Origin of the sequence: Nostoc sp. MG11 (assembly GCF_014904695.1) — a bacterium.
In the GTDB taxonomy this organism is placed as follows: Bacteria; Cyanobacteriota; Cyanobacteriia; order Cyanobacteriales; family Nostocaceae; genus Komarekiella.
This window is the reverse complement of sequence record NZ_JACXXN010000013.1, coordinates 31,989-45,261: the sequence shown is the minus strand read 5'-3', so window position 1 is coordinate 45,261 and position 13,273 is coordinate 31,989. Positions and strand designations below refer to the sequence as shown.

Annotated in this window: 11 protein-coding genes; 6 read left to right on the top strand and 5 right to left on the bottom strand. The window is 42.4% G+C overall.

Annotated elements, in window-relative coordinates:
- Positions 1 to 271: 271 nt before the first annotated feature.
- The 3 genes from HCR01_RS18975 to btpA all read right to left on the bottom strand — a co-directional run bounded on the left by HCR01_RS18975 (position 272) and on the right by btpA (position 5,171).
- Positions 272 to 2,515, bottom strand: coding sequence for a CHASE2 domain-containing protein (locus HCR01_RS18975; protein ID WP_193197670.1), 2,244 nt, complete (start codon positions 2,513 to 2,515; stop codon positions 272 to 274).
- Between the two features lie 701 nt (positions 2,516 to 3,216).
- Positions 3,217 to 4,203 (bottom strand): vitamin K epoxide reductase family protein, encoded by a 987-nt coding sequence (locus HCR01_RS18970; protein WP_193197669.1) that lies wholly within the window; start codon positions 4,201 to 4,203, stop codon positions 3,217 to 3,219.
- Between the two features lie 122 nt (positions 4,204 to 4,325).
- Positions 4,326 to 5,171: a photosystem I biogenesis protein BtpA gene (gene btpA / locus HCR01_RS18965; protein WP_193197668.1), complete on the bottom strand. Its 846-nt coding sequence runs from the start codon at positions 5,169 to 5,171 to the stop codon at positions 4,326 to 4,328.
- Positions 5,172 to 5,407: 236 nt separating this feature from the next.
- On the opposite strand from btpA, the gene HCR01_RS18960 reads away from it, so the two are divergent.
- From HCR01_RS18960 to HCR01_RS18945, 4 genes are all read left to right on the top strand, one after another.
- Positions 5,408 to 5,557 carry a hypothetical protein gene (locus HCR01_RS18960; RefSeq protein WP_193197667.1) on the top strand — a complete coding sequence of 50 codons (150 nt, stop codon included), beginning with the start codon at positions 5,408 to 5,410 and terminating at the stop codon, positions 5,555 to 5,557.
- A 644-nt stretch (positions 5,558 to 6,201) separates the two neighbouring features.
- Positions 6,202 to 7,521: a 30S ribosomal protein S12 methylthiotransferase RimO gene (rimO, locus tag HCR01_RS18955; protein WP_193197666.1), complete on the top strand. Its 1,320-nt coding sequence runs from the start codon at positions 6,202 to 6,204 to the stop codon at positions 7,519 to 7,521.
- A gap of 100 nt (positions 7,522 to 7,621) precedes the next feature.
- Positions 7,622 to 9,163: a DEAD/DEAH box helicase gene (locus HCR01_RS18950; protein WP_193197665.1), complete on the top strand. Its 1,542-nt coding sequence runs from the start codon at positions 7,622 to 7,624 to the stop codon at positions 9,161 to 9,163.
- Positions 9,164 to 9,299: 136 nt separating this feature from the next.
- Positions 9,300 to 9,878 (top strand): Uma2 family endonuclease, encoded by a 579-nt coding sequence (locus tag HCR01_RS18945; protein WP_193197769.1) that lies wholly within the window; start codon positions 9,300 to 9,302, stop codon positions 9,876 to 9,878.
- A gap of 6 nt (positions 9,879 to 9,884) precedes the next feature.
- Here the strand turns inward: HCR01_RS18945 and HCR01_RS18940 are convergent, their stop codons facing one another.
- Both HCR01_RS18940 and HCR01_RS18935 read right to left on the bottom strand, forming a co-directional pair.
- A complete protein-coding gene (locus HCR01_RS18940; RefSeq protein ID WP_193197664.1) occupies positions 9,885 to 10,832 on the bottom strand; it encodes an aldo/keto reductase in 948 nt (315 codons plus the stop codon).
- Between the two features lie 266 nt (positions 10,833 to 11,098).
- The gene (locus HCR01_RS18935) at positions 11,099 to 11,323 is read right to left on the bottom strand and encodes a hypothetical protein (RefSeq protein WP_193197663.1); all 225 of its coding nucleotides are present in this window, start codon (positions 11,321 to 11,323) and stop codon (positions 11,099 to 11,101) included.
- Positions 11,324 to 11,740: 417 nt separating this feature from the next.
- On the opposite strand from HCR01_RS18935, the gene HCR01_RS18930 reads away from it, so the two are divergent.
- Both HCR01_RS18930 and HCR01_RS18925 read left to right on the top strand, forming a co-directional pair.
- Complete coding sequence (locus HCR01_RS18930) at positions 11,741 to 11,944, top strand: hypothetical protein (protein ID WP_193197662.1); 204 nt, start codon at positions 11,741 to 11,743, stop codon at positions 11,942 to 11,944.
- 301 nt (positions 11,945 to 12,245) lie between these two features.
- Positions 12,246 to 12,857 carry a hypothetical protein gene (locus HCR01_RS18925; protein ID WP_193197661.1) on the top strand — a complete coding sequence of 204 codons (612 nt, stop codon included), beginning with the start codon at positions 12,246 to 12,248 and terminating at the stop codon, positions 12,855 to 12,857.
- The last annotated feature ends 416 nt before the right edge of the window (positions 12,858 to 13,273 follow it).

Sequence of the window (13,273 nt, the reverse complement as noted above, 5' to 3'; positions counted from 1 at the left end):
AATAAGTACAAGTATCTTTTTTTGAGTAATAATACTTGCAAGCAAAATAGATAAGCTAGCTTATCTTCTTGGTTACTAACTACTTTTCTAGGTTTATTATTGAGTTTAATCTTCAAAAAAAGTCACAAAGACTTGCTAGATATCCGTAACAACCTAAAAGTAATCTTTTAAGTGTGTACGCAATGCATGAAGCTCAAGCTCATTACTCGTAATTTCACGGTAAAAATATTAACTTGATTGAGAATAGTCTGGAAGCTTTACTTTTAACTAATTAAGCAAACTCGTAGCGATTTTTACCTAAGCGCTTAGCATAGTACATTGCGGTATCTGCCTGTTTAATCAAGGTTTCACTATCTTGACTGTTGTATGGGTAAACACTGATGCCAATGCTGGCAGAAACTCTAGTAGTGTATCCATCCAAAACAATTGGTTCGGTTATACTGGCTAAAATTTTTTCGGCGACTTTAGCCGCTACTTGTACGTTGGGAATTGCCCGTAAAATCACGGTAAATTCATCACCACCCAAGCGGGAAACTGTATCGCTAGCGCGTAGGGAGTGGCTGAGTCTTTGGGCGATAGTTACTAGTAGGCGATCGCCCATCTCGTGTCCTAAAGTATCATTGACTTGCTTAAAGCCATCTAAATCAATAAATAGTAATCCTAGTAACAGATTGTTGGTTTGTGCCCAATGTAGGGACTCTCGAAGTTGTTCTACGAAGAATTTACGATTGGATAGACCAGTAAGGTAGTCGTGATATGCCAGATAACGCAAATGATCCTCTTTAAGTTTTAATTCATTGTTGGAGCGGAATAACTCGGCAGCTGTACGTTTGAGTTGCTCCTCCATTCGCTTGCGCTGAGTAATATCTCGGATGACACCAACTAAAAAGAAATTGCCAGCTGCGTCTTTGTGGAGCGATCGCTTAGTGGCAATTTGATAAGTCTGACCACTAGCATCGGTAAATTCTTCTTCATGTTCTTGAGGTTGTTGAGTTCGGAAAACAAACTCATCCTGTTGTCGAAATATATCAGCTTCATGTTTAGGAAAAAAGTCATAGTCTGACTTTTCAATTAACAACTTATTGGGATAACCAATGAATCGACAATAAGCTTCATTTAAAACAATCCATTGATGTTGTTCATTTTTTACAAAAATTGGGTCAGGAATCGTATTAATCACGTGATATAAAAACTCTTTAGAGCGTTTCCACTCTTCTTGCATATGAGCAATATGACTGGTCATCCAAATAGCTGAGATGCCAAAAGTAAACAGCGGAGGAATGATTGGTATCCACAAACCATACAAGAAAGTAAGATAGGCACTCAGGCTCAGCATGGAACAAGAAACTAAGATACTGATAAGGCTCTTAGTCGGGTGTCGTATTCGCCATGTCGTAACTGCTCCCACATAAGACCAGATAAAAATCCACAAGTCTTCCACTAAGTCAGAGCAAACTGCGAGTAAAGGTCGCCCTTTAACAGCAGCCGAGATTAACTCACTAATAAAATAAGCTTGCAGTTCAATACCAGATACAGGGGTTGCTGTACCCATAAAACGGCTGGAATAGGGAATAAATACAAAATCCTGAAGACTGGGTGCGGTGGAACCAATCAGTACAATGCGATCTCTGATCAAGTTTTCTTCAACTTTATCTGCCAGTACATCTTTCATAGATATCTGGGGATAACCACAGAATTCAGCAGATAGACTTGAACATCCAGGTTTGGGAAAATTGGACAAAATTTGGTAGCCACCAGCATCAGCTCTGACATAAGCACCATCATTTGGCTTAAAACGAGTAAACACTGCTTTACCCAACTGTAAATACTCAGGATTGCTAGCTGCTTTGATGGGAGTAATTCCCTGTGATTTTAAATATAATAAAGCCAGTTTCAGAGCAAAACTTTCGTGTACCCGATACTCATTAACGTGCCAATACAACAAGCTGCGACGTATTTTGCCATCAGGGTCATACACTACATTGTTAAAACCTACTTGATCTCGATTCAGCCCTAATGGGGGTGCAACACCAACATTTTTGTTCTTGCCATTTTTGTTTTTGTCATTGGCTAACAGTTCAATACCAATTAAGTTTGGCATTGACTTATACGCATCAAGCAGTTCCTTATTAACAGGCTTTTCTGCTAAATTATTACCGGGTACTACCAAATCCCGATAAATATCTAAGCCAATAGCCTGGGGTTTGTAGGCGTTTAATTTTTGCAATAACTTGGCAATATCGCTATCTGGAATTGGCCAGGAACCAACTTTGCTTAAAGAGTCCTCATCAATCGCTACAATAGTAATGCGCTGTTCGGGCGGCTCATTGGGACGTAAGCGAAAAAATTGATCTAAAGCTGCCAATTCTAAAGATTGAAATAATCCGATAGAGCGCAAAACCAAGATACAGATAGCAACGCTGGTAGCAGTAATAAATTCCTTTTTTCCTCGACTAAGCGGTTGTTTCAGTCCAAACATTAACTTCACAAAACGCTTGCCTAGCTGCTTATTCATTCCCATTACCTAGTGGGGAGAAATATTGTATATTTCATATAGTTATCAACTACCTGGCGAATATAGCTCACTTGGAAGCTATACAGATTTTCTAGAAATCTTTTCAATGAGAATGAGGTTCCTCAATATAATTCTGGGTAGTTCTGATCTATTACCATTCATTAGTACTAATTATCTGCTTAAACGGCAACTGAAACTTTTGTATTTATCAGCACAAGTTCAGTATAAATATTGTTTAACGTGAGATCGACGAATTCAACGTTAAAAGGCTCATTTGGTAAAATTTTCTTAATTAAACTCACAGATTTATTGTCAAAGTGAAAACAAAAAAGCCAACTGGAAACAGACTTTGCTGTATTCATCCAGTTGACTGCCAATTTTAGATTTTGTGGAAAGTTTGAGCGTCGGATAGAGGCGAACAGACACCACTTGCTATCCTACGGGAACGTTAAGAGCGAACAAGCCGGAGAACCCCAGTCAAGCAGTGGCTCAACTTTGCAAAACATATTCTGGATTAGGGGTGTTTGTTCTGGTTCATGCTCCGCCTTTAAGAAGTCCGTTCCCCCTTTGTGTAATCCGCGCAGCTAGATGCCGTAGTAGACAAGACTCACGAACGCTGGGCGATCGCAAATCCAAATCCCAAATCAGTTGACTATTAGTTCTAAAATCCAAGTTGTTACAAAAAAGCTTTTTTAGGACAACTACTTGAAATACTTGAAGTTACGAGAACCTGTATAACCAGAAACTCTGGCCAGTTCCTCCAAGTTTTGCACTCCGTTATAGCTTTGACCGTTGATTATCCAAGTGGGGAAGCCTTCAATTTTTGCGGCTTTACATAGTTCTGGTTGAGCTTTTGGGCTATCGGCAGCACACTCTACTTTAATATTTTCGTCGATTATTTGTTCGGCTTCTTTACCAAAAAGCAGCTTTTGTTCGTGGCAATGAGGACACCAATAAGCACTGTATTCTTTAGCGCCTATCTTGGCCAAGTGGCGCGCTAGAGAGATTTCTGCCTCACCAGAGGCGGTAGTAATTTCCCAACCGAATTCTGGGTTAGGCTGTACTTGCGGAGTAAAGGAAATTTTTACAGGTTGTCCAGGTGTTGCGGGTGTAACAACTTGTTGATTCACGCCAGAAAAGACCCATAAAGTGCCAATCAGCGTGATCATCCCGACAATGATGGCGGTAAAGAAGATTTGCCCAATATCCTCCCAATCACGACCGATAATCGTCAGTACCAAAAGGCTGAGAGAGAACAAAGCTGAGGCGATACAGTAAAGACAGAAGGCTTTGATTTGGAATGCTAGCAGGTACATTAAGTAGCTGCTGAAAATAGACATTGCGATCGCTCCCACCAATAGCAGCAACCATGTCCAGTTTTCTAGCTGTTGACGCTTCTCCTTATTTTCAGCTGGTTTAATTGCTAAGGGAGCCAAAGCAAATATCATCATGCTGGTGTACGCTAAAAACCCAAACAAGGCTAATGGCTGACCAAAAACCGTTGCCCAAGGACTGGAGAGTACATCATTACAGCCCTTGGCCCCAGCTTGTGCCAGACAAGCTGCACTGCCTCCTGTTAACTTTTCTATGGTGATATAACCTGTTGTTAGGGCACCACATCCAGCGATCGCCCCCATCAATGGGCGCGACCATTTATGAATCCAAGGGGTAGAACGGCGGCGAATCATAAACTGCTATTGCTTAATGGGCATTGGGTATTGGGTATTGAGAATTGGAGGTTGAGAATTAGGGATTAGGGATTAGAAAACTCTTCCCCAGTCCCCAGTCACCAGTCACCAGTCCCCAGTACTTAATGTAGCTTCACTGAGGAAATCGATTTGCTTTCACCTTTGGAGTTCCAACTCCGACGTGCGGCTTCCACAAATTGACTGACGCGAATTGGATCGATTGGTTGCTCAATTCGTCCGTGGCGTTTCAGGGAACTGGAAACAATTACACCATCTGCTCCCTGCATCAGTGTATCAATATTTTCCCAATTAGCCCCACTACCGATGAACACTGGTGTGCCACCTGATGCACCACAAGCCAGTTCCAAATCTTCTAAGTTAGGAGGGCTACCAGTAGCCCAGCCAGACAAAATTACCCCATCTGCTAATCCCCTTTCAATTGTGTCTTTCACGGCAACTGTGAGATTTGGAGAACTTAAAGGACGGGCGTGCTTCACCAATACATCGGCTAGGATTTTGACATCACAACCTAACTCTCTGCGATAGCGGAGTAATTGATAAGCTTCTCCTTCAATTAATCCCTGGTCGGTTGCCATCACCCCTGTGAGAACATTAACGCGGATAAATTGCGATCGCACACAGCTAGCGATCGCCATCGCACTTTTGGCGTCGTTTCGCAAAACATTTAAGCCCACAGGCAATGTCAGTAAATTCTGTATCCGCTGTACCACCACAGTCATGGCACTCACAACTGCTGGATCAACTTGATTTTTGGTAAACGGCGCGTCAAAAAAATTCTCCACAATTATCCCATCAACCCCTCCGCTAGCCAGGGCTGTAGCTTCTTGTTCGGCGCGGTCGATTACCGCTTTTAAGCTACCTCCCCAACGAGGTGAAGTAGGCAGTGGTAGCAGGTGAACCACGCCAATTATTGGTGAGTGAGTTTTAAATAGCTGATATAAGTCCACGTCTTTAAATCCGCCTCGCGGAGTCCAGAGTCCAAAATTAAAAGTCTAGAGGGGCCAGTACATTGGCTCAACTTGTTCGCTTTTAGCGTTCCCGCTTTCTTAGCATCTAGCGTTCAAAAGTCTAGAGTCCAAGAGCTTTTGACCATTGACTCTGGATTTTTGAACGCCAGTCGCCTCAAATCAAGCCACTGCCTTGCGGGGGTTCCCCCCGTTGTGGCAAGTGGCGCGGGAAACCCTTGACGCTCCTACGTCGCTACCGCTGCGCTAACGGCAGTTCCTCCTGGGGAGCCAGTGCGTTGGGCGGCTCTGCCGACTTGAAGCAACTGGCGTGGAAACCCCCAAGACCGGACTGCCTCACCACAGCGCTGGCTCCCCTTGACTCTTGACTTTTGACCATTGACTCTTGACTTTTAACTAACTAGTCAAATGTGTTTTCTGACGGTCGGTTTACTGCCTCCATCCTAAGACGGAAATTGAAGTCAAACCTCCCATAAGATATGTTAAGATAAAACCTGGCTAACAAGAGGAGTTTGCCACTCACAAGACGCGAGGCAGCTTTCCGTGGTTTAGGCGTCTCACCCACATATTTGTAGTTGGGTTCAGCCAATCGCCAGGGTAACATTACTGCTTTATTAGGCGTAGTCGCGTTCACAGAGCGTCTCGCAAAGAGCGCGATTTCCCTGAGGGTAGCGACTTCTCACAACAAGCCCTTTGGGCGGCTTCCCGATGGGTAAATTAACAACGCACACGCTGCGGTAATATAAAGTACCAACAGGCGAATTGTTAAAAAAGATTACAAGTGTCAAATGTACCCAAAGACACTTCATTTTACCCTGGGGAACAGATTGATAAGAATATCATAACATGACCTCTATTTCTATATATTGATAGGGTCATTAGTCCACAGACAGTTGATGACAGTGGTAATCTACTACTGCATTGTCCTCATAAAGATGCTGATAGTAAAACAGCGGAGCTAGTGCTTGAATGTTTGATTACAAGAAAAGAAAACTGAAGATTTTTTCAAAATATGGGTGATAAGCCAACAATTGCAATTTCTCACCTAGGCTGCGAGAAAAATCGAATTGATACAGAACATATGTTAGGACTGCTGGTACAAGCAGGCTACGGTGTAGATACAAATGAAGAATTAGCAGATTACGTTATTGTTAATACCTGTAGTTTTATCGAAGCAGCAAGAGAAGAATCTGTTAGAACTTTGGTGGAGCTGGCAGAGGCAGACAAAAAAATCGTAATCACTGGCTGCATGGCGCAACACTTCCAAGAACAATTATTGGATGAGTTGCCAGAAGCAGTAGCCGTGGTAGGTACAGGCGACTATCACAAAATTGTAAATGTAATTGAGCGGGTGGAACAAGGCGAGCGGGTCAAACAGGTTAGTATCGAACCAACCTACATTGCCGACGAGACTACACCACGCTATCGTACTACAACCGAAGGTGTAGCTTACCTGCGAGTTGCCGAAGGATGTGATTATCGTTGTGCGTTTTGTATTATTCCTTATCTACGAGGAAACCAGCGATCGCGTACTATTGAATCTATTGTTGCGGAAGCCGAGCAACTAGTTAGTCAAGGGGTGCAGGAAATTATTCTAATTTCCCAAATCACCACTAACTACGGTCTGGATATTTACGGTAAGCCAAAGTTAGCTGAATTACTTCGCGCTTTGGGCAAAGTAGATGTACCGTGGATCAGAATGCACTACGCTTATCCCACTGGACTGACTCCAGATGTCATAGCGGCAATCCAAGAAACACCCAACGTCTTGCCCTACTTGGATTTGCCCTTACAACATTCTCACCTGGAAATTCTTCGCGCTATGAACCGTCCCTGGCAAGGACGTGTAAATGATGGGATTATAGATCGCATCAAAACGGCGCTACCATCAGCGGTGCTACGAACAACATTTATTGTTGGCTTTCCAGGAGAAACAACAGAGCATTTCGAGCATCTATTAGAGTTCGTCCAGCAGCATGAATTTGACCATGTTGGTGTCTTCACTTTTTCGCCTGAGGAGGGAACCCCCGCTTATAAGCTACCGAATCAGCTACCTCAAGAAGTGATGGACGACCGCCGATACCAGCTGATGGAACTCCAGCAACCGATTTCTCAAAAGAAGAATCAACAGGAAGTAGGCAAAATTGTTGATGTCCTGATTGAGCAAGAAAATCCTGAAAGTGGTGAATTAATCGGTCGTTCAGGTAGATTTTCTCCAGAGGTCGATGGTCAAGTTTATGTTAAAGGCACAGCAAAGTTAGGAGCGATCGTGCCAGTAGCGATCCACCACGCCGATACATACGATCTCTATGGTCAAGTTGTCAATAACTAAGTCGTCATTTGTCCTTTGTTAAATGACCAATAAGCAATAATCAAAGACTAATGATTAACGACTAATCCAAAAAATCCAAAATAAAATCTTAGGAGAGTTGATGAATCTTTCGTTTCAAGAATTAGGTATTTCCCAAGAACGCGTCGAGCAACTAGAAAAAATCGGCTTTACCGAACCAACTAACATTCAAGTGCAAGCCATTCCCCAACTGCTGGCGGGTCGTGATGTAGTGGGTCAATCTCAAACTGGAACAGGTAAAACAGCAGCATTTTCACTGCCAATTTTAGAGCGGCTGGATATTAATCAAAGAGCCGTACAAGCCATAGTTTTAACACCAACTCGTGAATTAGCAATGCAAGTTCACGATGCTATTGAGCAGTTTATTGGCAATGAAGGATTGCGGGTGTTAGCAATCTACGGTGGTCAATCAATTGACCGCCAAATTTTACAACTTAAACGTGGCGTTCACATGGTAGTAGGTACGCCAGGACGAGTAATTGACTTGCTGGATCGCGGTTGTTTAAAGCTCGATCAAGTGAAGTGGTTTGTGTTGGATGAAGCCGATGAAATGTTGAGCATGGGCTTTATCGACGATGTGGTGAAAATTCTTTCCCAAGCACCCGTAGATCGCCAAACAGCTTTATTTTCGGCAACAATGCCACCATCGATTCGCATGTTGGTGAATAAGTTTTTGCGATCGCCTGCAACAGTTACCGTTGAGCAGCCAAAAGCCGCTCCCAACAAAATCAATCAGGTAGCTTACCTGATTCCCCGCCACTGGACAAAAGCCAAAGCTTTACAGCCGATTCTGGAAATGGAAGACCCAGAAACAGCTTTAATCTTTGTTCGTACCAGACGCACAGCCGCAGAACTCACCAATCAACTGCAAGCAGCTGGTCACAGTGTCGATGAATACCACGGCGACTTATCGCAGCAAGCACGGGAGCGGTTATTGAGCCGATTCCGCAATCGCCAAGTGCGCTGGGTGGTAGCAACTGATATTGCAGCACGGGGATTGGATGTCGATCAACTGTCGCATGTGATCAACTACGACTTACCCGATAGCGTGGAAACCTACGTCCACCGTATTGGTCGTACTGGTCGAGCTGGGAAAGAAGGAACAGCAATTTCTTTAGTACAGCCATTTGAGCGGCGCAAGCAACAGACATTTGAACGCCATAACCGCCAAAGTTGGCAATTGCTATCGATTCCGACGCGGGCACAGATTGAAGCGCGTCACATCCTGAAATTGCAAGAACAAGTGCGAGAAGCTTTGACAGGTGAGCGTTTGGCTTCATTTTTGCCGATAGTTAGCGAACTGATTGAAGAATATGATGCTCAGGCGATCGCCGCAGCTGCATTGCAAATCGCTTACGATCAAACTCGCCCCGCTTGGCTGCAATCAGATGTAGAAATTCCCCAAGAAGACAACGGCCCTACTCCCAAACCCAGACTTAACAAACGTCGTGAATCTTCTGGCGATCGCACTCGCTCCTCTTGGAGCAAATCGGATAGCAGTAATGGTGAAGAAGAAAGACATGGCACTCCCAAGCCCAAGCTGCGGACAACCAGCCGTGAGTCTTCTGTGTCGCCTACGAATAAAAAACTAGGTTCACATACAGCTAGGGAATCGGCTTCTTAGTCATTAGTCACTTGTCATTAGTCATTTGTCATTAGTGAGAAACAAGGACAAAGGACTAATGACTTGCACCAAAGGACGGCTAATTTCTTCTGTTAGTTTGCAGGAACATAATAAAAAATATATTTTCCGGGGTCTTATGTTCACCATTACAGACTTAGAACAACTACAAGCAGAGCATCCTGAATGGCAGATAGAGCTAGTAGACGGAAATATACTTATTATGGGGCCATCAGATTATGAGTCAGAGGAAATAGGTGCTGAGTTAATTAGATTGCTCGGCAACTATGTGCGTCCACAGCGGCTGGGACGGGTAACTGGTTCTAGCGCTGGTTTTATTTTGCCTACATTAGAAACTGAAAACGGCAAAGAAACTGATAACGAAAAACGAAATCTCCGCGCTCCCGATGTGTCTTTTGTTCGTGCTGATAGACTCAAGAAAAGCCAGCGAGATTTTGTAGAGCTAGTACCTGACTTGATGGTAAAAATAAAATCTAAGTCAGACCGCATCAAACCACTAGTAGAAAAGATTCAGCTATTTTTACAACTTGGATGTACAGTTGGTATCTTGATTGACCCTGATAAATTGACGCTAACAGTTTATCGGCTTAACCAAGAACCAGTAGTCTTGCAAGACAACGACAAACTGATACTACTAGACTTATTACCAGCCTGGGAGCTAACAGTATCAGAACTGTGGCCCCCTGTGTTTGAGTAAGAAATACTACAGCCAAGGGCGACTAACTTCCTCTAGCTGCTTAATTTCATCTTCGCTTAGTCTCCAGCCCAAAGCACCAGCATTTTGTCGTACATGTTGGGCTGTCTTTACCCCAGCAATGGGAATGACGTTCCCTTGAGCAATTAACCAGTTGAGAGCAACTTGAGCAGGGGTGCGATCATATTTTTTTCCCAAACTGCGTAGCAAAGATATTACTGGTGCAATTTTTTGCAAGCCTTCTTTAGTAAAGCGTGGGTCTATTTTTCTAGCACCACTGGGAGTTTCCGCACTATCAATAGTGTACTTGCCTGTGAGTAATCCTTGCGCTAAAGGACTATACGCAAAGATAGTCACACCCAACTCACGAGCAGTTGCCATAATACCTTTACTTTCAATTTGGCGAGTAATTAAAGAGTAACGTACCTGGTTTACGGCTAAAGGCACTCCACGGGCTGCCAATATTTGGTGCGCGTCTCGCATTTGCTCTGCCGAGTAATTACTTACACCTACTGCGGCAATTCTACCCCGCTTCACCTCATCCGCTAAGGCGTTCATCAGAGTTTCTTGACTTAAAAGGAAAGCAAAAGGCCAGTGCACTTGATACAGGGCAATTCGTTCTAATTGAAGGCGTTTGAGGCTTTCTGTTAAGGCATCGGAAACCGATTGACCTGTAAATCGCCACGGTAGGGGGCCAAATTTTGTAGCAATCTGCACAGGTTGTTGTGTCTTTTGCAAGAATTGCCCCAAAAACTTCTCACTCTTTCCCATTCCGTAAATTTCCGCAGTGTCGAAGAAGGTAATACCAGCTTCTAAAGCTGCTGTAAAAGCTTCTTGTAACTCTTCTTGACCATAGTCATCGCCATAATTCCAAAAGAGTTTATCACCCCAAGCCCAAGTGCCTATGCAAAGGGGTGTAACAGCTGGACCGTTTTGTCCCAATGTGACGGTTTCCATGTTGGCAAAATTTATTTTGTTTACATTTCTTTACTTTTCTAGTGTATCGTCACAGACAAGATTGGGTATGGGGAAGTTGACGCAGTATTTTCACAGTTTGATCGTCACCATTTGGCCGCAACTGTTGTTGTGCGTAGGCTTAGTCCGTCGTAGACATCGCGGCTTGCATAAAGATTTATAAATTACACTTGACAATATATCTATTCTCAGAATTAAGGGAGGCTAATAACCTCCCTTTTATAATAGTTGAGTGTATTTACTTGTATTTATGAATTAGATGATTTCTCTTGCTTGGCTTTTTTGATTAATTCCATGTAGACATTAATCTCACTAACTTCTAAATCGTGCTCAACTCTGGTTACTTTCCATTTCTCCTTTTTTAGGTAAACTTCTTCTCCTATTCTGGGAGTAAATTGTATATCATAAAACTTTTTTAGAAAATCTTTTTGGTTTTCTTCCCATAATATTACTTTGACTTGTTCTTTACTCATTGCTTATGCCTTTTTGATTACTAAATGAAGGTCAGTAGTTTGATGACATACATACGGCAAGTTTATCTTACTAATTAAATGGAATAGCGTAGTTAAAACCACATTTTCACATTGATATTTTTATGTGGCTTGATTGTGTCCGATAAAGTTACACCACAATACCATAATGGAGTGTGATCGCCTCCGGCGGGGCGTAGCCCATCGTTCTTTTTTAGCTAGTCTCTGCTCAATGTTGCGCTCGGTCTTTGTTCAAACTTGTTGACTCCCGAACTCAAAACTATGTAATACTACCCGCTAACAGTATCTCTATCTTGGCTCAGCATCAGCTTCAAAAAATCGTCGTCCGATTATGATAATTCAACCAAATTTTATGGGAATACTTATAAATGGAAACCTAAATATTTTTGGGACAGCATTATGTTTGGACTTGAAAAGATTACTTTGGGGAAAGTAGTAAAAGCTGCAACAGTTGCCGCTGGAGTTGGTGCTGTAGCTATAGCTGCACCTATAGGGGTAGTTGCTGTTATTGGGCTTACGGCTGCTGGGGCTGGTGCAACTTGGCTCGCAGAGAGTGTTGGAGATGAACTAAATAATAATGATAAGGAGAAAAATGACAGCTAGTTCTCTCTACTTGAGGTAAAAGGGGAAAGTGTAGCAAATGAACAAAAAACCGGGTTAATCTCAAAACGCCTACTCATAAGGATTGTGTCGATGGATTTAGTAGTTGATTTTTTAACATTACTAGTAGCTAATCCACGATTGAATAAAGATTTTAGGCTGTTAATACTTTTTGCAGTATGTATGTAGTGCAGTTTATCCCGGTTTTTGTTCCGATGGAAATAATAACCCTATAAGTGCTATCAAGTCTATCAACCTGGACAGTTCGGCTTCCAATAATTTTATCTTCTCTAAATAACTAAATATGGGTGTATTTAACAAAGTTACAGCAATGTTTCAGGAGTCTAGACAATTTCTAAAAATAAGTCTAGAAGAATACATTATGTTTAGCTCAGAAGCTAAACAGTTGACTTTGACAAAAAAAATGGTTTTACTTCTCTGCCAACAAGCCGAATCTAGAGTTGAGCAATTAAAAAGCTTAGTAACACACTCTGAAGAGGGACTTATTGCGACAATAGAGTACAAGAAAATTCAAGTGAAATTACATTTTACTCCTGAGAAAATAACTCTTCATGAAAATTGCCTTGAAGGGGAGCTTCGCTTATTGAAATCCCCTCAGTTTGAGACTGAATCGATAGTTTACCGTTACCTCATTGCAGGTTGGACAACATTTTTAGGAGGGAAACTTCCCAATGGAGCTTTACCAAAAGAGGTTAAAATTGAAAATAATAAGGTTTACTATACTCTTCCTAGAAATCAATTGCAGCTTTTAGATTCTTTTTTCCATAATCTTGAAAATGGTTCTGCTTTGATGACTAATCTTAAACAAGGAGATTTAACTATTGAAACTTCAGTAGCTTTGAGTTGGAATAATTTCAAGCTTCAAAATCTGCTTCAACTTCTGAATCTCAAATAGGCATAAAAATAGAGAAATAATTTTCATTTTCCTTTTAATAATAGCCGCGCCTGAACAATAGAGATGCGAAGCATTGATTCAAGACTTTATGCATCCCCCAACCTCGACCGAGCAAGAAGGGTGAATAACATTGGCAATCAAAATCATTGATATGGCTTGCCTATGGTAACTAAAGTAAGAAATTTTGTGCGGGAGTTTCTTGCTTTCGGGTTTTGGAAAGTATTTTTCTCCTCTGGTGCTTTGAGCTGATCGCTCTCCTAGCTCCTACAGAATCAAACATTGCTCTCTAACTTCTGTAGCTTCTGCTCTACAATCAAGTGAAGAATCTAGCAGCTTTAACAGGGGATTTATTTATGTCCCACCTTACACTCAGTGGGCATAGTACCTGCAACGATGCCAAGTCTGTTGCTATTCCA

Coding starts and splice junctions, on each gene's coding strand:
- HCR01_RS18925 (WP_193197661.1), top strand. CDS start 12,246: ATGGGTGTATTTAACAAAGTTACAGCAATGTTTCAGGAGTCTAGACAA.
- HCR01_RS18970 (WP_193197669.1), bottom strand. CDS start 4,203: ATGATTCGCCGCCGTTCTACCCCTTGGATTCATAAATGGTCGCGCCCA.
- HCR01_RS18935 (WP_193197663.1), bottom strand. CDS start 11,323: ATGAGTAAAGAACAAGTCAAAGTAATATTATGGGAAGAAAACCAAAAA.
- HCR01_RS18945 (WP_193197769.1), top strand. CDS start 9,300: ATGTTCACCATTACAGACTTAGAACAACTACAAGCAGAGCATCCTGAA.
- rimO (WP_193197666.1), top strand. CDS start 6,202: ATGGGTGATAAGCCAACAATTGCAATTTCTCACCTAGGCTGCGAGAAA.
- HCR01_RS18940 (WP_193197664.1), bottom strand. CDS start 10,832: ATGGAAACCGTCACATTGGGACAAAACGGTCCAGCTGTTACACCCCTT.
- HCR01_RS18950 (WP_193197665.1), top strand. CDS start 7,622: ATGAATCTTTCGTTTCAAGAATTAGGTATTTCCCAAGAACGCGTCGAG.
- HCR01_RS18975 (WP_193197670.1), bottom strand. CDS start 2,515: ATGAATAAGCAGCTAGGCAAGCGTTTTGTGAAGTTAATGTTTGGACTG.
- HCR01_RS18930 (WP_193197662.1), top strand. CDS start 11,741: ATGTTTGGACTTGAAAAGATTACTTTGGGGAAAGTAGTAAAAGCTGCA.